This is a genomic window from Alteromonas sp. 5E99-2 (assembly GCF_017368475.1).
Classification (GTDB): Bacteria; Pseudomonadota; Gammaproteobacteria; order Enterobacterales; family Alteromonadaceae; genus Alteromonas_F.
The window spans coordinates 25743-45787 of sequence record NZ_JAFNJE010000004.1; the positions used below are offsets into that span (position 1 = coordinate 25743).

At 40.5% G+C, this 20045-nt stretch carries 22 protein-coding genes; 9 read left to right on the forward strand and 13 right to left on the reverse strand.

Going from position 1 to position 20045, the window contains the following annotated elements:
* Positions 1-3: 3 nt before the first annotated feature.
* From J3L16_RS05435 to J3L16_RS05445, 3 genes are all read right to left on the reverse strand, one after another.
* A complete protein-coding gene (locus J3L16_RS05435) occupies positions 4-1143 on the reverse strand; it encodes an ATP-NAD kinase family protein (protein WP_207611886.1) in 1140 nt (379 codons plus the stop codon).
* On the reverse strand, positions 1122-1553 hold the full coding sequence (trxC, locus tag J3L16_RS05440) for a thioredoxin TrxC (protein WP_207611887.1): 432 nt from the start codon (positions 1551-1553) through the stop codon (positions 1122-1124). Before trxC ends, J3L16_RS05435 begins: the two co-directional genes overlap by 22 nt.
* 70 nt (positions 1554-1623) lie before the next feature.
* Positions 1624-2145: an elongation factor P hydroxylase gene (locus J3L16_RS05445; protein ID WP_207611888.1), complete on the reverse strand. Its 522-nt coding sequence runs from the start codon at positions 2143-2145 to the stop codon at positions 1624-1626.
* 111 nt (positions 2146-2256) lie between these two features.
* On the opposite strand from J3L16_RS05445, the gene J3L16_RS05450 reads away from it, so the two are divergent.
* From J3L16_RS05450 to J3L16_RS16525, 3 genes are read left to right on the forward strand one after another with little or no spacing between them, the layout of a single operon-like run.
* Positions 2257-2964 (forward strand): hypothetical protein, encoded by a 708-nt coding sequence (locus tag J3L16_RS05450; protein ID WP_242698688.1) that lies wholly within the window; start codon positions 2257-2259, stop codon positions 2962-2964.
* Positions 2964-3413 carry a thioesterase family protein gene (locus J3L16_RS05455; RefSeq protein ID WP_207611889.1) on the forward strand — a complete coding sequence of 150 codons (450 nt, stop codon included), beginning with the start codon at positions 2964-2966 and terminating at the stop codon, positions 3411-3413. Before J3L16_RS05450 ends, J3L16_RS05455 begins: the two co-directional genes overlap by 1 nt.
* The gene (locus J3L16_RS16525; RefSeq protein WP_207611890.1) at positions 3410-4540 is read left to right on the forward strand and encodes a retropepsin-like aspartic protease; all 1131 of its coding nucleotides are present in this window, start codon (positions 3410-3412) and stop codon (positions 4538-4540) included. Before J3L16_RS05455 ends, J3L16_RS16525 begins: the two co-directional genes overlap by 4 nt.
* A 4-nt stretch (positions 4541-4544) precedes the next feature.
* Here the strand turns inward: J3L16_RS16525 and J3L16_RS05465 are convergent, their stop codons facing one another.
* A complete protein-coding gene (locus J3L16_RS05465; protein ID WP_207611891.1) occupies positions 4545-6161 on the reverse strand; it encodes a choline dehydrogenase in 1617 nt (538 codons plus the stop codon).
* Positions 6162-6266: 105 nt separating this feature from the next.
* On the opposite strand from J3L16_RS05465, the gene J3L16_RS05470 reads away from it, so the two are divergent.
* Positions 6267-6983, forward strand: a complete 717-nt coding sequence (locus J3L16_RS05470) for a hypothetical protein (protein WP_207611892.1) — start codon at positions 6267-6269, stop codon at positions 6981-6983.
* A 38-nt stretch (positions 6984-7021) separates the two neighbouring features.
* Here J3L16_RS05470 and J3L16_RS05475 read toward each other — a convergent pair whose 3' ends face one another.
* The 3 genes from J3L16_RS05475 to J3L16_RS05485 are packed head-to-tail and all read right to left on the reverse strand — an operon-like array spanning position 7022 to position 10348.
* Entirely contained in the window at positions 7022-8458 is a 1437-nt protein-coding gene (locus tag J3L16_RS05475) for a wax ester/triacylglycerol synthase domain-containing protein (RefSeq protein ID WP_207611893.1), read from the reverse strand.
* 1 nt (position 8459) lies between these two features.
* Positions 8460-9143 (reverse strand): TetR/AcrR family transcriptional regulator, encoded by a 684-nt coding sequence (locus tag J3L16_RS05480; RefSeq protein ID WP_207611894.1) that lies wholly within the window; start codon positions 9141-9143, stop codon positions 8460-8462.
* On the reverse strand, positions 9140-10348 hold the full coding sequence (locus tag J3L16_RS05485) for a DUF445 family protein (protein ID WP_207611895.1): 1209 nt from the start codon (positions 10346-10348) through the stop codon (positions 9140-9142). Before J3L16_RS05485 ends, J3L16_RS05480 begins: the two co-directional genes overlap by 4 nt.
* A gap of 135 nt (positions 10349-10483) precedes the next feature.
* Between J3L16_RS05485 and J3L16_RS05490 the strand changes: the two genes are divergently transcribed.
* Together J3L16_RS05490 and J3L16_RS05495 are read left to right on the forward strand one after the other, a co-directional pair.
* The gene (locus tag J3L16_RS05490; protein WP_207611896.1) at positions 10484-11968 is read left to right on the forward strand and encodes a DUF3336 domain-containing protein; all 1485 of its coding nucleotides are present in this window, start codon (positions 10484-10486) and stop codon (positions 11966-11968) included.
* Between the two features lie 15 nt (positions 11969-11983).
* The gene (locus tag J3L16_RS05495; RefSeq protein WP_207611897.1) at positions 11984-13345 is read left to right on the forward strand and encodes a hypothetical protein; all 1362 of its coding nucleotides are present in this window, start codon (positions 11984-11986) and stop codon (positions 13343-13345) included.
* 10 nt (positions 13346-13355) lie between these two features.
* On the opposite strand, the gene J3L16_RS05500 is transcribed toward J3L16_RS05495, so the two are convergent.
* The 3 genes from J3L16_RS05500 to fadR form a co-directional block, all read right to left on the reverse strand.
* Complete coding sequence (locus J3L16_RS05500) at positions 13356-13814, reverse strand: hypothetical protein (RefSeq protein WP_207611898.1); 459 nt, start codon at positions 13812-13814, stop codon at positions 13356-13358.
* A gap of 90 nt (positions 13815-13904) precedes the next feature.
* Complete coding sequence (locus J3L16_RS05505; protein WP_207611899.1) at positions 13905-14261, reverse strand: phasin family protein; 357 nt, start codon at positions 14259-14261, stop codon at positions 13905-13907.
* A gap of 90 nt (positions 14262-14351) precedes the next feature.
* The gene (fadR, locus tag J3L16_RS05510) at positions 14352-15062 is read right to left on the reverse strand and encodes a fatty acid metabolism transcriptional regulator FadR (protein WP_207611900.1); all 711 of its coding nucleotides are present in this window, start codon (positions 15060-15062) and stop codon (positions 14352-14354) included.
* 178 nt (positions 15063-15240) lie between these two features.
* On the opposite strand from fadR, the gene nhaB reads away from it, so the two are divergent.
* Genes nhaB through J3L16_RS05525 form a run of 3 tightly spaced genes read left to right on the forward strand, consistent with a single transcriptional unit; the run spans position 15241 to position 17909 of the window.
* On the forward strand, positions 15241-16821 hold the full coding sequence (gene nhaB / locus J3L16_RS05515; RefSeq protein ID WP_207611901.1) for a sodium/proton antiporter NhaB: 1581 nt from the start codon (positions 15241-15243) through the stop codon (positions 16819-16821).
* A gap of 24 nt (positions 16822-16845) precedes the next feature.
* Positions 16846-17361 carry a disulfide bond formation protein DsbB gene (dsbB, locus tag J3L16_RS05520; protein WP_207611902.1) on the forward strand — a complete coding sequence of 172 codons (516 nt, stop codon included), beginning with the start codon at positions 16846-16848 and terminating at the stop codon, positions 17359-17361.
* Complete coding sequence (locus J3L16_RS05525) at positions 17358-17909, forward strand: GNAT family protein (protein WP_207611903.1); 552 nt, start codon at positions 17358-17360, stop codon at positions 17907-17909. Before dsbB ends, J3L16_RS05525 begins: the two co-directional genes overlap by 4 nt.
* On the opposite strand, the gene J3L16_RS05530 is transcribed toward J3L16_RS05525, so the two are convergent.
* Genes J3L16_RS05530 through J3L16_RS05540 form a run of 3 tightly spaced genes read right to left on the reverse strand, consistent with a single transcriptional unit; the run spans position 17895 to position 20044 of the window.
* Positions 17895-18392 (reverse strand): YcgN family cysteine cluster protein, encoded by a 498-nt coding sequence (locus J3L16_RS05530; RefSeq protein ID WP_207611904.1) that lies wholly within the window; start codon positions 18390-18392, stop codon positions 17895-17897. The genes J3L16_RS05525 and J3L16_RS05530 overlap by 15 nt on opposite strands.
* Complete coding sequence (locus J3L16_RS05535; RefSeq protein WP_207611905.1) at positions 18383-19057, reverse strand: fumarylacetoacetate hydrolase family protein; 675 nt, start codon at positions 19055-19057, stop codon at positions 18383-18385. Before J3L16_RS05535 ends, J3L16_RS05530 begins: the two co-directional genes overlap by 10 nt.
* The gene (locus J3L16_RS05540; protein WP_207611906.1) at positions 19058-20044 is read right to left on the reverse strand and encodes a lytic murein transglycosylase; all 987 of its coding nucleotides are present in this window, start codon (positions 20042-20044) and stop codon (positions 19058-19060) included.
* Position 20045 lies beyond the last annotated feature (1 nt).

The following is a 20045-nucleotide window of genomic DNA, read 5'->3' on the forward strand; positions in this document are numbered from 1 at the left end:
TTGCTATTCCACCAGATATAAAGCTCGGTCGTGATAACCGGTAATAATTGTTATAGGTCCTTGTAAATTACGATCCACTCTTTCATTTCCCGTGTCGACTCGTAAAGGTCGACCTTCCAATGAATTTAGTTTCAATTTACTTGCCAAAATTAATATATTTTGTTTTTCGATTTGTTTTAAAAAGCAAGGACTTAGTTGTTGATTACCTCGGCCAAAAATGTGTCCTTGACCACCTATTACGGTAATCACTAATTTCACTTTGTTTTTATGCGTATTCACTAGTTGTTCTAAGTAAGACGCGTCCACATCACTTTTGATACACTCAGATTGATAAACCACATCTACGCCCAAAAGGGAGTTTGGCAAATTCAACGATGCCATTACTGATGCTAGGGTAGAGCCTGAGCCCATTACATAATAGAAATCGTCTTCTTCGTCCATTATTTCGATGACATCATCAACTATGTCTTGAAGAACCAATTCATCGCTTTCTTGGCCCCCCATTTTAACGGCTTGGACGTAATTCAAATGAGACGGCACTCGCATACTACCATAGTGCTTCGCGATGACTTTACCTTGCCTAAACGCAGATTCATCGATATCCCGCACTTCACCTTCAATTTGGCTTACAGCTTCGCCCCTTAATAGCGCCCTTAGTACCTCACCTGCGGCACTAGGTGTGACAGCATAAACACCTGAATGAATCTTGCAGCCTGCGGGAACACCTAGCACTGGGATAGTTTGACCAACACAATGAAATACATTCCTTGCAGTACCATCGCCTCCAGCAAAAATTAACACGTCGATTTCTTCTGCGAGCATAGCAATTATTGCGCTTTCAGTATCCGATGCTTCTGACTGAGCATGTGTTTGGGAATACACAATTGAAGGCGTTAACCCCAAAGCAGTTAATGTACTCTCTCCCATACTGCCTGAGGCCGTGAAAATCTGAACCTGCTGTAACTCTTCAACAGCAAGTTTAAGCGCATTACGCATTTTGTCATTGGACAAGCATTGTGCACCTGCACTCAATGCTTGAGCACGAACGTCATGCCCGTCACTGCCTTTTAGCGCTAATGCCCCGCCAATACCGGCATAAGGGTTAACGACAATGCCAATTTTTAGCCGAGCTTTTGTATGCACTGCATGATCCAATTTTTTAATTGCTGCTCGCTCAGCCCTCCAGACATTCTGTCAATTTCTTTGCCGTGATGGAAAAAGATCAAGGTTGGAATGCTACGGATAGACGCTTCTGCAGAAATCCGTTGCGCTTGTTCAGTGTTAACTTTGGCAAATAATACTGTTTCTGACTGCCTAGCGACACTAGTAAATACGGGAGCCATAGCTTGACAAGGTCCACACCAACTCGCCCAAAAATCCACAATTACAGGTAAATCATTTTTTTGAATATAATGCGCATAAGTACTATCGGTTAGCGCTACGGGTTCGCCTGAAAACACGTTATTTTGACACTTTCCACAACGCGCTTGGGTATGGTCTTTATCTTCAGGTATGCGATTAATCGCAAAACATTCTGAGCAAGCTAAATGCATGTATATTCCTATTGGATAATTGAGCAATACTGAATTTTATCAGTTTTTGTTTTCAGGCGTTGTCTATTTATTACGCAAGCGAACCGCACATAGACGAAACATTAAAGGTTTTTTGTAAAGCGTGTATAAAAACTTGAGCGCGAGGAGGAAAACCATTTTCCATATAAACACCAAGTTGGGTTTCAACCGCTTTCGCAAAGGCTTCGGTGTTGGGCTGTGCCCCATTTAAATTATCTGTGCTGACCCTAAATTTATGATTACTCGCCAGCGAGAATCCCCACTCGATAGCCTGAGGTTTTACCTCAACAAGTTCGAACTCTGCTTGCTGTTTTTCATTTCTGCCATCTGGCTCGTACCAGTAGCCGTAATCTGTTTGCAGCCGCCTTTTTTCCCCCGCAAGACACCAGTGGGCAATTTCGTGTAACGCACTAGAGAAAAAGCCATGAGCAAAAATGATACGGTGGTAAGGTATGTGCTGATCTTGAGGAGCGTAGAGGGGTTCATCATCCCCTAATATCAAACGCGTATTGTAGTGTTGAAATGTAACATCAAATAATTCGATTAATTTCCGCACTTTTTCATTTTCTTTCATATACTTATTAACAAAAATAAACCAGCTAACTCAGCATTAATGCATAATAGTGTAGCAAAAGTAAGGCACTATCGGCTATGCTAGCGAAGGTGTACAAAAAAGGACAGTTATTTGCACTCTATCTCCGAACAAATAATAGCGGATCTGCGTAAAACGCAAGCACAACGAGATCTTGCTAAAAAAATGCAAACTCTCGACGCAGTTATTGCTTTACAACATTGGCAGTGTCAACGTTTGTTAACCACTCATGCAGAATTAGCAAAACAAGACAAATATAAAGAAGCTATGGCTTTTTTTGTGGATGAGCTTTACGGCCCCAAAGATTTTAGTCAACGAGATGCCGATATAGTAAAAATTGTGCCTAAACTCGCAGCCTTATTACCTGAAAAAGCAACAAGTGCATTAGCCGATGCGATAGCCTTAAACACCCTTTCTTTTGATATGGATCTAGATTTAATCCATCACTTAAAAGGGCCTCTCAATCCGACTAACTACGCCCAAGCGTACCGAGCAATGGGGCGATTTGAAGACAGGCAACACCAACTTAACACCATTAGCCATCTGGGAAGCCTACTGGCAGATGTAGTAAAGATTCCCGGAGTGTCTATGTTAATAAAAGTAGCACGGCAGCCCGCTAGAGCAGCCGGTGTATTGACTCTTCATGAATTTCTAGAGCGAGGCTTTAGGGCCTTTAAAAATATAGGTGATGTAAACAGCTTTATTTCTCCGATTATTGCTAAAGAAAGAGAAATCATGCAAACACTGCATAGCGATACTTTTGATGTATCGAATGAAAACCCTATACCCGAATTAAGCTAATGACTTCATTCCCGTGGCGTTACGACAACCCTTTTATACTTGAATGGCAGATTCAAGAAGAACACATCGACCATTATGGCCACGCCAATAATGTAGCTTATATTGCACAATTGGAAAAAACAGCGTGGGCCCATTCAAATAATTTAGGCCTAACGATTGAGCAATATAAAGCTCTAGATAGGGCTATGGTTGTGAAGTCACATAATGTGGACTATCTATTGCCCTGCAATCTCAATGAAACTCTTTTATGCGCAACATGGGTTGTACAGTGCAGTAAGAAAATTAAGCTAAAACGCAAATTTCAGTATCTTTGTACCCAAAGAAAGAAAATCGTTTTTGAAGCTGAAACCTTGTTTGTTTGTATCGCGTTATCTTCCGGTCGTCCAACTCGTATGCCTACGATTTTTGAAGACGTGTACGGCGGAGCCTGTATTGGAGAAGTTCAGTGAATCGAACTACAGGCATTTTGATCGTAATAATTTTACTTTCCATAGGATTTAACATTGCACTATGGTTTGGGAATACTTCAAACCCTACGCAAATAAAAAACACACCGGTAGTGGAAAAAACAACCGATAAAACTGCCACAAAAACTAGTTCTCCTGATTCTTTAAATACGCAAGAGCAAACATTAAAACAAGATGAAGAATTACCTTCGAACCTTAATATTGCCCCTTTACGAAGACTTTTAAAAAATGGCGAGTACATTGAACTGGGCCGCCGATTAAGAGATGCGTTGCGGGTTTTACCTAACAATACCGAATTGCTGTTAATGGAAGCTGAATTTATCGCAAAAACCCAGCCGCTCTCCGAAGCAATATTAAATTACTACTCTTTACTCGATAGGCCCTTTGACCCTAACACTCATAAATATATTCAAGATAAAATAGACGAGTTAAGCAGCCACGGGGTTTTACAACTACAAAAAAGCCAACAATGGGATATGCTTGCGCAGTTTATGGAGCCACTATTTCAACGTGTTCCCGATAACAAAACTTACATATTGACCTTGGCTGAAGCATACGGACAGCAAGAAAATTTTTCTTTGATGGAGAGTGTTCTTGCGTCTCTGGATGAGCTCGATCCACAAGCCATTACACTGAAAAATCAAATGTATGCCAATCAACAAAGACCTGCCAATACATCTGAGTTTTTACCGACAACACAAGACAGATCAAATAGCTCAAAGCAAACCGATTCAGTTGCACTAATTAGAAGTCGAGATCACTTTCTTGTTGATATTACTATCGAGCAAACCCCTGTGCGTTTGCTTATCGACACAGGAGCGAGTATTACAGCCTTATCAGCCAGAACTGTAGACCGTTTAACTGAAAAGTACGATGCAGAGTTTCTGGGAGTTTTTCAAGTGAGTACAGCAAGCGGTGTGATTGACGCTCCCATGGTCGCATTTAGAGAATTACAACTGGGTAAATTTACCTTCTCGGATTTACCGGTTATTGTATTACCCTCAGATCCCTTTGATGAAGCGGAAGGCCTGCTGGGAATGAATGTATTGCGTGCATTTGACTTCAAAATTGACCAAAAAACACCAGCCCTTCAATTACGTCAATTTTAACACCTTATACCATGGCTTTTTGGCTTATCCATTCAGCGACTCGCTCAGCAATCATAATCGTCGGCGCATTAGTATTGCCTCCGATGAGTGATGGCATCACAGACGCATCTACGACTCTTAAAGCCTCGATCCCTTTAACGTTACACTGATTATCAACAACCGCCATATCGTCTTCTACAGATCCCATTTTGCACGTGCCAACGGGATGATAAATAGTTTCTGACTTGTGTCTAATAAACTCGCCAATATCACTATCGCTTTGAGCTTCAATGCCAGGACTTATTTCTTTGCCATGATAATGCGCAAAAGCCGGTGAGCCTAAAATATCACGAGCGATTTTCACGCCATCTATCATCACCTCTAAGTCGTGTTCGTGAGACAAATAATTGGGTTGAATTATCGGGTGGTCAGCAGGGTGATTACTTTGTAAACCAATATAACCTCGACTTTTAGGGTAAAGACAGCAGACATGAATTCCAAATCCATACCCCGCCACAAACTTTCTTCCGTGATCTTTCAATATTGCAGGCAAAAAATGCAATTGGATATCCGGCTTTTCGCTTCCGTGGCGAGAGCGGACAAAACCACCGGCTTCAGCAATGTTGGAAGAAAATACACCTTCCCTTTTAAACAAATATTTAAAAGCCCCTTCAATGTACTTAGGCAACGCTGTGGGTGAAATAGCGTAACCTTGTTTTATATTTGTTGTGCATTGCACCAAGCTGTCTAAATGGTCTTGCAGGTTTTTACCTACTCCCGGTAAATTGTGTTGGACGTGTATACCTTTATCCATTAACTCTTCTGCAGGGCCTATACCAGAAAGCATTAAAATATGAGGAGAATTAATAGCGCCCCCACTTAAGATAACTTCTTTTTTTGCATGAAGTCTTAGAACTTTACCTTGGAAGCGAGCTTGCACGCCTATGGCTCTTTTGGCTTTAATTAACACTTTTTCGACATGAGTGTTGGTGTGTATATGTAAATTAGACCGATGGCGAATATCAGATAAAAACCCCTTCGCAGTTGAGCATCTCTGGCCGCCTCTTTGAGTCACATGATATAGTCCTAAACCTTCTCTGTGCATACGGTTAAAATCATCAATGACCTTGAGTTCAACATCTTCTGCGGCATTAACAAAAGCGCTAGAAAGCGGGTCGACATGGCGAAGTTCGTTTACCCCCAATAACCCCCCTTCACCATGAAACTCATCTTTACCGCCAAAAAAATCTTCTGAACGTTTAAAATAAGGCAATACGTCATTAAATGACCAACCTGTAGCCCCTTGCTCAACCCAAGCGTCGTAATCTTCAGCTTGTCCACGTATGTAACACATAGCATTTACCGAACTGGAACCGCCCAAGGTTTTACCGCGAGGCCAAAACAACTCTCTCCCATCAAGGTGTTTCTGGGCTTCTGTATTATAGTTCCAACCAATACTTGTCAGGCGACTAATTAAGGACAAGCCAAAAGGAATGTGAATCAAGGGATGTTTATCTGGCTTTCCAGCTTCAATCAGCGCTACCTTAGCTGCTGGATTTTCACTTAACCTAGATGCTAATACTGCACCGGCCGATCCGCCGCCGACAATAATAAAATCATAATCTTGATTGAACTCTTGCATAACACACCCGAATAATTAAAACCAAAAGGCTGACTTGTGTTGTACCTGCTATTACACCTATACTCGCGGAACTACCCACTCTTTGTCTAGTAAAAATAATACGCTATGAAAAACCTTTCGTTCGCTGATCGTTGCCGCGTAATTATTGCCTGGGTACTGGTGAAATGCGGACGACTGCACTTCGACGATTTTTCAGAACAAGAGCTAAACGAACTTATATCGCCTTATTTACCACAGGAAATTACCGTTGACGTACCGATCGGTAATGCCACTTTGCAATGTAATAATGCCACTGTTTCATTGAACGTCGATAATCGGCTCAGGTTACACACAACCAACGCGTTCAGTATTGATTTTATGGGTAACACTCTTTATCGGATCCATGTAATGGCGATAATTAGCGCCTCACCTAACTATATTAGGAAGCACGAAAAATTAACTTTTATAGATTTAAAAATAGACGAACTTCAATGGATTGACGATGAATACACCTTAATAAAAGAGACGACTAACCGGCTCACCCAGTATTCACCATTGGCATTTACCGCTTCGCTAGCGTCTCCTCTTACAAGTATGCTCAATACAGCAACTGCGGGTTTATCTAGCTCAGCCATTACCTATTTAAATAGTATTGCCCAGAACAACAAACAACAGGTGTTAGATGATCATAAACCAGCCATTGAACAGGCTATTGTGACTCAACTTAACAAAAGTGCAGGCTCTATTACTATGGATCAGGCTATTTGGCGAGAATACGTGTTTAGTAAAATCGGCAAAAAAGTCACGGTTGAACATAATAAACTGCGATTTTGGTTGTCTTAGTAGGCCCTACCTAATAGGCCCTACCTAAATGCGCCAAGTTAAGATTCTACAATAGACACGGGAATATCTTCTTCGTGCTCACCAATATCATCAATACTTAACGTCGGGTCATCAACGCTTTTTTCCAACATATCAAACGCTTCTTCAACGTATCCTGCTAATGGTTGCAATGAATCAATTCTATTATTCCCACAAACAAAGCCTATGTTGGCGGTTCCGTTGTAGGTCATCAAAGTGATATTAACACCGCCTCCTGGCGTCATTGTGGACACCGGATACACCGAAATTAATTTGCTGTCTTTTAAATAACGGGTGTCTTTGGGCCCCGGTACATTAGAAATTAAAATATTTCCAATAGGAGGAATGTAATTCGATAAGCGGCACCATTCAATCACTAAGGCACAGGATTGAATAACAATGGTGTAAGCACTAAACGAGCCTGGGTTTGCTCGTTGCGCTGCGTTTTTAACGATACGGTGATTATAGATAATTTGACGAAGTCGCAAATAGGGGTCGCTTTCTCCATGAGCCAGTTTCACAGGGACTATTGCTATCTTGTTTCCACCGGTTTTTTCACCCGGGCGCCTCAAATTAATAGGCACATTAGTCAACAAAGCTTTTTTGAATGTGTGCCCGTGATCTTGTAAAAGCCTATGTACCCCAATATCAAAAGCGCACAATAAGACTTCGTTTGCCGTTGCTCGGCATCGCCTACTTACTTTGCGAACCCGAGCAAAGTCGATATCCATTGTGGCCACAGCCCGCCCATTTTTTACTTGCCCCGTTAAGATGGTTTTTGTTCCAGTAAACGGCACTGGCATGTAGTGGCGATTAACGCGAATTAACTTTAACAGTAGACGAATGAAGATCACCGTTAAATCCCGTGAAATATGGACGAAATTCACAACTCGTCTTTTCCACATTGCCAAGACCGAAAGACGAGGTTTTGAATAACGTTTACGTTTCATTGCCCAAACAGGGATAAATGAGCCAGTATGTGGCTGCTTCAAATACCCTGCTTGGAACCACCTGACTAAGGTTGCCCCATCTCCATACATGTGATGAACACGAATATAAATGGCAAAACGACGAGATACATCATCGTGTAGAACATGAAATTGCCATAGTGGTTTATCAGGGTCTAAACGGGTTTCATGCATGGATGCTACTTTGTTATCCATGGCAATGGGGTCGTTAACATCCTCAACTTTATGAAACTGAACATGGTAGGACATATTCAAAGATTTAACCGGTTGAAGCCCTATTGGGTACCCCATCACAGATTTCACTTTACATAGAAATGGCGGCACCGCTTTGTCGAAAGATTTGAACTCTGCAACTAAATTGGAAACATACACCGATGGAATAACCCCATCAGGCATCTCTAAAATTTGTATACACCCTACATGTTTAGGGTTTGCAGCCGATTCCGTTATCCAAAATGATTTATCTAAAAACGATAGCGATTTAGCCATATCATATTCCTTGAGACCATCCCTTATGGTTAAAACTAGGTAAATCGTGCAGTTCCAATGCTCTCACGATTGCTGTAGCTGCATTTGGAGACAATGAACACCTTGGAAGCAAGGCAGTAATAAGCAAAGACAAGCAATGGTATTGCTCATATTCACTTGAGTCATATTCTTGATTACTCCCCTTTACTCTTATCATATGATCATATTGACAAGATTGCGTGATAATGAGAGAGGTTAAGGTGGAGATTTGTGCTGACGACGTGTCTTTTAAACTAAACCCACCAGCGTTTGCACACTGAGTAAATAATTGTGAAAGCGTGTCGTTTAACTGCTTCAAAAAACGACTATATTGCTGTTGATGTTGAGGGTATTTTTCCATTAAATCAGCAGGGCTACGATAAAGAAAACGAAAAAGATGAATGCGCTGAATAACCAAAAAAAGATAGAAAAACAGTTCATCTATTTCCAGCGTCGCTATTTTATTTTTATCTAAAATTTCGTCCATTTGCTGGCGATGTAACTTCATTAACGCCATGACTAGCTGCTCTTTACCTTTAAAGTGATAATACAAATTACCGGGAGAAATATCACACTCATTCGCTATATCAACACTACTTATCGCCGCTTCCCCATGGTCATTAAACAAGGCTAAAGACGTCGATAAAATACGCTGCGCCGTTTTCACAAGAAAATTCCAAATAGTTGAGCGAAGCCCGCTCCCATCCCCAACAAAGCGCCAATGACAATCAGTTTCCATTCATCGGCTTGGTAGGCGGGCCGAAGTACCCCTTCAAACTCTTTCGGTGATAACGCACGCATACGCTCACACAAGTCTTCATTAACCCTAAGCACTTGATTAGCGTAATCATAGGCGTAAAACAAAGTGGCTTCGGAGTTATCAAAAATTTGCTTTACCGCTTGTTCTTTCATTTGAAAATAATTGTCTGAGCCAACTCCAATAGCAAAATAAGGCTGTGCAATTGCTACATAGCGCTCAATTGCATCGTTGACGTGAAGTTCTATGAGTTCAAAAAGATGAGATGAGCCAGACCCGTTCAAAATACTGTGAGTAATATTTTGTGGATTAATCAATTTTTCGGAAATTAAATCTGAATAGACTTTTGATACTTCATTTTGCCGTTTTAAAAACATGCCTTGTAACGTAAAAGGGCCAATTTTAATGGGGTTAATGGGTTCAAATATGATTTTTAATGCAATCCAGTTGGTCGCATAACCAACAATTAGCCCACCTAAAGGTAAAATCCACCATGCTTGATAAAACATCCAAAGCAGCATAGTTGCTAAACCGAATAAAAAGCCAAAATAAGACCCAGAACGAATAATAAACGGAAATTCTTTTTCACCTGATTTTAAAAATATCTCATTGATTAGCTCGGGAGAATTCACTAGTTGATAAACAACTAACTCTTTAATATTCAGAATTTCGGTAATATTGTGTTGCACATCGCCCACTAGCTTCTTTACGACGTTAGGCATGTCGCTTTCTACCCTGAGATAAACTAGATTTTTTCCCTGTACCGGCATTGCAGCCCACAGCTGAGGTGCAGAGGATTGCATAACCTCGTTAACTACTTTTCGGATAACTTGTTTTAATCTGCGTTCAACAGCTTTAGTCAATTCATCGGGGTCTAATCGCGCTGCGAGCTCTTCAACGCTCAATAATTTACCCAATACAAGTTCAACTTCAATTTCCGCCATTTCTTTGCGCTTAGCAGGGATCAAACCTTGCCACCCCAAAAAAGGTCGAAAACCAACAAACTCTATTGGGTAAAACATCATTTTTACCGCCATAAAATTCGTTATCCATCCCACTATTGCGCTAGTAAGCGGAATAGACAGCAGTAGCAAAATTTCACTATTCCATTGCATTGTAAACTGCTAGTCCTTGTTTAGGTGAAAACTAAAGGCTACTGGTCGTAGCCCATAACGTCAATGCAAATAATTGGGTAGAGCTTTCTAATCACATTGACTAAACTATAAATTCAAAAGACATGTGAGGTTGTCATGGTACTTTTTAATCGACGTTTGCAAGATCTAGACGAAGCTATTCTTCATGCACAAAGCTATGAAGAATATAAAGAAGTCTGCCATGAACACGACGAATTAAGTGGTGCAGAAGAGTGGAAACACAAAAACCCTTGTAAAGACTACGATTACAGGCTTATCCGAAAGCGCGTGCAGCGTATGCAGTTGGCTCAAAGTAGCGGCGATATTTTTGGTTTAATGTCGATATTGCATGAAGGGTTACATGGAAACCTTGGAAATATCGCAAACCCTGAATTAAAATCTCAATGTAAAATTGGCACTAAAGTCCTTATCGAAACCTTTATTGAGCAAGTACTCAAAGCCATTGAGGCTATTTATAATGCCAATGAAAATAAAGTCGATTTCTACGAAAAATTACACTTTTTTGAAGAAACAAGTCATTCCTTTGGCCGTAGTTGTTTAATGTTATCTGGCGGTGCCGGGTTAGGCTTTTTCCATGCTGGTGTTGTGAAGTCACTTAACGAACAAAACGCATTACCTACAGTAATATCAGGTGCAAGTGCGGGCTCTATTATAGCGGGCTTGTTAGCCACGCGAACTCAGGAAGAACTTCAAACCTGTTTAACACCAGAATTTATATACGAGACTTTTAAAAATTGGCGGGTATGGCGAGGAATTGATAAAAAAGGGCTATTTAATTCCAAGTATCTAGAAAATGCATTGATTGAACTTTTTGATTTAACCACTTTCGAAGAAGCATATAAGCGTACAGGAAGACATGTTACCGTCACGGTTTCCCCTGCAGACATACATCAACATTCTAGGTTGTTAAATGCAAAAACATCTCCTAATGCTATTATGTCTCAAGCGATTAGAGCCTCATGTGCAGTTCCCATTGTATTTAATCCTGTACAACTTCGAGCTAAAACGCCCTCTGGTGAAGTTATACCCTATATTCCAAATCGCCGGTTTGCCGATGGTTCATTGATGGCTGACTTACCATTTGAGCGTTTGGCCCGATTATATGGTGTAAATCACAGTATTGTGAGTCAAACTAACCCATTAGTTGTCCCTTTTTTGTCTTCCGAAAGAGAAGACTCTAAAAGCATAACGAACATGACATTGCGTCATATTAGCGCTTTAGCCAAGCGAAACAGCATTTTCGCATTTGATATTTTAGAGGAAATTATACCGGGTAGAGCAACCAAATTAGCCTTGCACAAATGCCGTTCAGTTATAGACCAGCAGTATGTTGGAAGCATCAATATATTGCCCGAAAAAAACATAAGAAATCTGATGCATATACTGGCAAATCCAACAGTAGACAGCATTCAAGAATTAATGAAGCAAGGTGAAAAAGCAACATGGAGCCAACTTGACTCCATCCATAGAAATACAATAATTAGTGAAACATTGCGTTCATATTTGCAGCAATTGAAACAAAGAGAAGCCCGTATGCTCAAAGGTTTTAGGCCTAGGGATATTGTGGATAAAAGAGCATAGGGCTAGGAGTAAAATTTGTCTTTAAACCAAGTAGATACCAGTTATACACAACAAGTAAAACAACTCGTTTCACATTATTTTGACCCTAAAAATGAAAAGGGTTCAGTTGTATCTGACGCAATGGCTTATTTTGCGAACAAAGATTCGAAAAACAAAGGATCGAAAAATAAAGAGTCAAAAAATGTCACTTTAAATAATTCAGAAAAATCACGCATTGCTAGGGTTTCATCTCTCAATAGCTTTATTTCCCAGTTATTATCGTTGACCGAAGGCGACTCTTTAGAAGAAACTCAACATAATACGGCAAAATTCCTTGGCACCTTACTGCTAATTACAGACCACTCCGATAAGGATTTTGCTAAGCACCATCAAATACTAAAACCTATCTATAAAGCAGCGCTATCATTACGACTTTGTGACGACCTGCTCAATCTCGGCAACGTTACACATCGCTATTTAGGTAAATACTCAGAAACCACGTCGCGCTATCAAACTGACAGCCATTGGGGTGAAAGATGGCGAAATGAACTTGCATTTCCGTTAGTAAAAGCTGCGTTATTACAAGATATTGGCTTGTATCACCCTGCATCAATCGACTTGCTACATGGCGATAACGATAAACTCAATGAATTTCGCCTATTAGACGAAGGTGAACGTAAAACACTGTTAAAGCTAAATTTAAAATACTCTTTAGATTACGTAGAAAACGCCATCGGCTTCTCTCCTTACCAAGCCAATAGTCACGAAGAAAAAGACATTAAAGAATTAATGGAACAAGAGGCGCTAGATTTCACCTTAGAAACCATTAAAGACGCAACAATTTTACAAAATCATATTGGTGATTTAATAAAAATACCTCAAATTTACGCATCCTTTGTGTTGTCGACGAAATCTAATTACGACAAAAAAGACCTACCTAAAGGCTACATGATAATTGAGCAATTAATGAAAAATGGTACGCTGGAAAAGCGCATTGCAAATTGTTTTTTACAAATGGTGGGTTATTTCCCTCAAGGTTTTGGTATTTCTTTTATCGCAAACGACGAGCACGGCAATTTAAAGTCAGACTATGAATTTGCAATTGTTAACCGCCTCTACCCTAAAACAGCTGCGGAACCAAGAGTACGATTAGTCACTAGGAATTTAACATTTATTCGCTCAAGCAAAGATTTAGTCATTTCCCGAGACGCTAATCTCTTTTTCCAAAGTAATCATAAGAAACTACTCACCATCAATAAAGAACGTTTGAACGAAATTTTATCAAACCTCACAGGCGGCCCAGAGGACAGAAACGTAAATAACCTAATTCCTAAACTATGGGAACCTTTTGATTATTTTAGTGAAAAGCAAAATCAAAACTTATGGAATGGAAAATAAACGCCTTAAATTAGGCGTCTTTTTTCGTTGTAGACGTCGTACTTTTAGCTCTTGTGGTACGAGGTTTTGCCGTAGTTGAACTTCTGGCTGCTCTTTTCCTAGGTGTAGCCTGAGTTGGCTTAGATTTAGTTTCAGCCGCTTTTTTAGCTGCAAGCTCAGCAACTAACTCTACTAAGCTATCGATTTTCACCGACAATTGCTCCAATTTAGCGTCTTTGGATGATAGCGAGTCAAAGCGGCTTTTAATAGGACTACACAATTTAAAAGACGTTAAGTTTTCTTTGAGTTGCTTTTCAACTGCACTCCCACGTTCCTGCAAAGATGAAAAGTGGTTTATGGAATCTTCTTTTACAGCAGTAAACGAGCGCTGTAGAAGACTAAAGGGCAGCATTGCTAAACCTATGCCAGCGTCTACAAACTGTGAAATTGTTTGATTTGCGGCTGTATATTGTTTCTTATCAGTAGCCATTTTATAACTCCCAAAATAAGCAACTTGAACTCGAGATAAAAAAATCTGCTGACTACAATCGTAATCAGCAATTAACGAAATTCATCTTGCTTACTTAGCAGCAGCTAACTTTGCAACGGCTTCCGTAAGTGCATCTACTTTCGCATTTAGCTCTTCAATTTTGTCGTCGCTACTATCTGAATCAAGGCCTAATTTTTTACGCACATCGGCTACTCGAGTTTCTACTTCACCTGTTGTTTTTTTGATTTTACCTTTGGCGTCAGACTCTAGGTTTTCGCCTTTCGCAACAAGATCATCAAAGAGCTTATTCGCTTCTGAGCTAATTTTCTCGTAACGACCTTGTGCTTCATCAACACTTTTACCGTACGCACCTAAACCTGCAAGCCAGATTTTACGTGCAAATTCTTCTGCGTTATTGACTGTTTCTTTAATGGTAGGTTTAGTCATGGGGCTATCCTCTTAAACAAAATTCAAAAATAGTGTAAGAGGATAAATTAGAAAGCACATACTAATTATGAAAAATAACGTTAGGAAAAGTTAGTCGACCAAATCTTTTGGCATGTTATCACGCAGTTCAGCCCAAACTTTACCACTTTCGATACCATAACTTCTTACCAGCAATGGTACTTTATCATGCTCCCCATCGGCTGCGATTTGCAGTAATTTCTGATAGTAATCAATAGCGAGCTCTCGCGCTTGGGGGTTAGAAAAGAAGTAACCACCGATGCGGGAATATAACCCTCTAAAGCCATTCATCATTAATACGAACACATTGTTGTTCGACGCCAATGCTAAGTCGTGGTTAACTTGGTAGTCAAATTGTGCAAAAGCAACGCCTTCTTGCTCAACATTTTTATAGCGAGAGATAATTTCTATCGCTTTTTCAGGATTGTGGCGTATTGCACCTCGTATGAATACGGCGCTGAGGTTTGTTCTGGCTGCTAACAAATTGTCGACAAGTTCTGGAATGCCGTCTTGATCTAGACGTGCAAGGGTTTCTAGAATATTTAAACCACAAGTCTCCCAAAAATTATTTACTTTCGTCGGTTTTCCATGCTGGATAGTTAGCCATCCATCTCTAGCTAAACGCTGAAGTACTTCTCGTAATGTTGTTCTGGTAACACCAATCAGTTCAGATAATTCACGCTCTGCTGGTAATATAGTGCCTGGAGGAAAACGCCCGCTCCATATCGATTCGACAATATACTCTTCAGCAAAACCTGCTGGACTTTGTGCCTTATAAATCATAGAAAATTTTTAAACTCATGGCTTGATGTTTTATTCAAACTGATTGTACCAGATGCATAGTCGTTAACAAACCGTTATTAGTTTCTAAAAATTCTCATTGCTTTTCAGTATAAAAATAGAAACTTTTACGCTACTCTTAATTCAGTATTTTATGTTCATTGAAACAAAGGATTCTTCTGTGCAATCTAACATTATGTCCGCGGTTTATAAAAACTTTCTGGGCCATGCTCCCGATTGGTTCAAATTGACCATCATTGCATTTTTAGCGATTAACCCCTTGGTTTTTTATATAGACCATTACGTTGCTGGTTGGCTATTGGTGATAGAGTTTATTTTCACTCTTGCAATGGCATTAAAATGTTACCCTCTGCAACCTGGAGGTTTGTTAATCATTGAAGCCTTGTTTATTGGAATGACATCCCCCGATCACGTATTACATGAAATAGAAGTGAATATTGAAGTACTGCTACTGCTCGTGTTTATGGTTGCAGGCATATACTTCATGAAAGACTTACTGATGTTTTTGTTTACAAAATTAGTTATACAAGTCAAAAACAAAGTGGTTCTATCCGTTTCGTTTCTTTTTGCTTCTGCGTTTTTATCTGCTTTCTTAGATGCATTAACTGTCGTAGCGGTAATAATCAGTGTCGGCATGGGGTTTTACACCATTTATCATCGCGTAGCATCCGGCAAAGAGTTTACTGCCGACCACGATCACACTAGTGATGACAAAATTGGCGAAGACGATTTAGATAATTTCCGCGCTTTTCTACGTAACTTAATGATGCATTCTGCCGTAGGTACCGCGTTAGGTGGTGTAATGACTATGGTTGGAGAGCCACAAAATTTAATCATCGCTGACAAAGCCGGTTGGGATTTTGTAGAGTTCGTTATCCGAATGTCTCCGGTCACTATTCCAGTGCTGATTTGCGGAATTATCACAACGATAGTGTTAGAAAAAGTCAAACTGTTTTCTTATGGTGCCCAACTTCCTATCAATGTCAGAGGAATACTGGTGGACTACGACAAGCATATGGACGCAGAACGCACAACCAGAGATAAAGCCAAGCTTGTTGCTCAGGCACTTATTGGTATTTGGCTTGTGGTTGGTTTAGCTACCCACATTGCCGCTGTAGGCCTTATTGGTTTGTCAGTTATTATTCTAGCCACCTCTATGAGCGGCGTAATTGAAGAGCATGCATTAGGTAAAGCCTTCGAAGAAGCTCTTCCCTTTACTGCCCTACTGTGTGTATTTTTTGGTGTTGTGTCCGTTATTATTGACCAAGGCTTATTCCAGCCAGTGATTCAATGGGTACTTTCTTATGAAGGTAAAACACAACTTGTCTTGTTTTATCTAGCTAACGGCTTTTTATCCATGGTCAGTGACAACGTTTTTGTAGGCTCGGTTTACATCACAGAAGTGACTACAGCACTGCAAGAAGGCCATATAACTCGTGACCAATTCGATTTACTAGCAGTTGCTATCAATACTGGGACTAATTTACCCAGCGTAGCCACACCAAACGGGCAAGCTGCTTTCTTGTTTTTGTTAACGTCTGCCATTGCGCCGTTATTACGCTTGTCATACGGGCGTATGGTGTATATGGCCATACCTTACACTATCGTGCTGACTTTGGTTGGCTTAGCAGCAACCTATTTCAATCTATCAGATGCCACACAAATGCTTTACGATATGCATTTAATCGAGCATCACACTCTTTCTGATATGAGTGAGCATGCCACAGACTCAGGTCATTAGGCTATGAAGATGGCGTTGTTGTAAATGAATAGAATAAGTCTTTGGTCCACAAAACGATCAGCTTGGCTATTGTTGTTTAGCTTATCATTGTCGCTAGAAATAGCGGCTTTGGTATTTCAACACGGGTTCGGTTTCGAACCTTGTGTTATGTGTATTTATCAACGCAATGCCCTTTGGGGTATTGTGTTGGCAAGTACGGTAGTGCTGATATCGAATACACCCTGGACTCGGCTTTTCGGCTATGGGCTGTGGTTGTTATCGTCAGTATGGGGAGCGTTACTATCCTGGGAACATATCGATATTCTCACCGCAAGTAACCCCTTTTATATTGCGTGCGATGCGATGCCAAACTTCCCTGCATTTTTACCTCTACATCAATGGCTTCCTTCTATGTTTGCCGCACCTGGGTTATGTAATGATGATAGCTGGCAGTTGTTAGGACTCACCATGCCTCATTGGCTATTGGGAATATTCAGTCTGTTTGCTTTAACTTGCGTTATTGTAGTGGTAAGTCGGCTTATGGATGCAAGGAAGCTGTGACGGACCTTTATGTCTTACCCGCAAAACTACCTGCTATCCACACACAACAAGGGCCTGTAACTTTAGAGCGAATTCATGTAAATCATGCCGAGATGTTGGCAAAAGCAGGCGCAGATTCAGCGGATCATGTTCATCAGTGGTTAGGAAAGGAGCTATGCCCAATCTCTTTGCGAGCTGCGGTAAAAGTAATAGCTGATCTTGAAGAAAAGCGCATCCAAGGTTTTGGAATTTGCTATCTATTAATTTTTAATCAACAATGCCTTGGCCTAGGCATCATTAACTATATTCACCCTACCCATAAAAATGCAAATTTAGGCTATTGGCTACACCCTGCTTCTGTTGGCCAAGGGCTCGCTTCAGCACTGTGTAAAAGTCTAACTAGGCTTGCATTTACCCAAATGGATTTAATGCGTTTAGAACTACTCATAGAACCCGCTAATTACGCTAGTATTGCTTTAGCTGAAAGGATTGGAGCATCCAAGGAAGGCCTATGTAAAAAGCGTTTATGGGGAACTAGAGATGCTTATTTGTATTCAATCGTCGCTTAGCGGCCACATGACGATATAGTCTTCAAAATCCTCTAGCTCTACATCATTTTCGTTCACTGTTTTGTTACGTATAGATTGATTTGCTGCATGCATCGCAGATTTTTTGCCTTTATTGAGCAATGGATGCCACTTTGGTAAAGGCTTGTTTTCGTACAAACGGCGATAGGCACAACTAGGTGGCATGAAAAAGATATCTTTTAAATTCACTTTAGTTAATTTAACGCAATCTGGTACAAGCTTAGTGCGAGTTGTGTATTGAGTACAACCGCAAGTTTTGGTGTTTAAAAGGTTACACGCAATGTTAGTATAAACGATAGATTCCCCTTCATAAATCACATCAGTAGGCCTTCCTTCGTCTTGATTTTCATCATCGATAAACTTATGCAAACAACATTTTGCGCAGCCATCGCAAAGCGCTTCCCATTCGTCATTATTCATTTCTTGAAGTGTTTTATGTTCCCAAAAATTAACACTTAGAGACATGTAACAACCTCAGTATTCACACAAATTTTGTTTTCTAATTTCATTGCAATGGAATCGCCAGAAAACAAGGGAGCAACGCCTTTGGGAGTCCCCGTCAAAACGATATCGCCAGGTAATAAAGTGAAATGGCTTTTAATTTCATTGAGTAAGGTTTCAATATCAAAAATCATGTTGGATGTATTGCCAGACTGTCTGGTTACACCGTTCACGTCTAGCTGAAAAGACAGGGTCGACATGGTATCTGGTGAGACCGGTATAAAAGAGGAAATAGGACAACTCCCATCGAAGGATTTGGACTTTTCCCACGGATGTCCTTTCTGTTTACACTTAGCTTGGATATCTCGTAAGGTTAGATCCAATGCCAAGCCCACGCCCCAAATTTGGCTCTCCACATCTAGAACCGTATGTCGATTGATCGTCTGTTTAACGAGTAATGCGACTTCAATTTCATTATGGCACTCTCCCTTATCGATAGGGATTTCAATAGGAAGAGAGGCATCAACCAGTGACGTATTCGGCTTCATAAACAGCATAGGCGAACGGGTTCTCGTCGACGCCATTTCTTGTATGTGCTCAGCGTAGTTTTGTCCCACACAGATAACCTTCCCCACAGGAAGGTCGATAGTATTGCCATCAATGTCTTGAAATGACTTAAACAATTTCATCTATAGGCCTTTTTTAATTCTTTCGCTTAAATATGACACGGATATGCCAAAATAGCTTGAACGATTCCAGCGCATGAGTGTTTGAAAGTTGTCATAAACCAAATAGTGCCTACCGGTTTCTCCATCGGGCATCAGTAGCCACGCCTTAATCGGCACATTGGGTAATGGTTGACCATCATAACGAGTAACATTGAATTCCCCCCATGTATGTATTGGTTTACTTAAGCGCTTATCTAAACCTACAATTGAAGAATCTGTCACCGCGCTAGCGTCTACTTGACGACCCCATGTGTATTCATCATTCCAGCCGTGCTGTTTTAAAAAATTAGCAATTGAAGCTAATACGTCAGGTACTGAGTTCCAAATATCTTTTTTTCCGTCGTTATCATAATCAACGGCATAAGCCAAAAAGTTAGTAGGCATAAATTGAGACTGCCCCATCGCTCCCGCCCAAGAACCATTGAATGCTTCTAGGTTGATATGGCCTTCTTGTAAAATAGTTAACGCCGCAAAAAATTGCGTTTTAAATAAGGTTTCTCTGCGTCCCTCAAACGCTAATGAAGCAAGCGAACTCAACACCGGGTGTTTGCCTTGAATTTTACCAAAGTTGGATTCATTTCCCCACAATGCAACAATAAAACGCCCTTGAACTCCGAAATCTTGCTCAACCTGTTTTATTAGTTCTTTATGAGTTTGGTACAAAGATACCGCCTGTTCAACTTTCCAATCGGGCACCCGTGTAGACAAATAATCAGATAATGTAATACGTTTTTCCGGCTGGCTTTTGTCGGCTTTTACCACAGTTGGCCGAAAGGCTATTGATGCCTTTGCTTGAGTTAAAATATCTTCACTGAAACCTTTTTCTTTTGCTTCTATAAATAACTGTTCCACGTAAAGAGCGAATTCGGCTTCGTTCTGGGCAAATACATTGCTTGAAAAAAGATAAAATGAAACGAAGCAAATCCAAAGCGTTACGCCTTTTTTCATT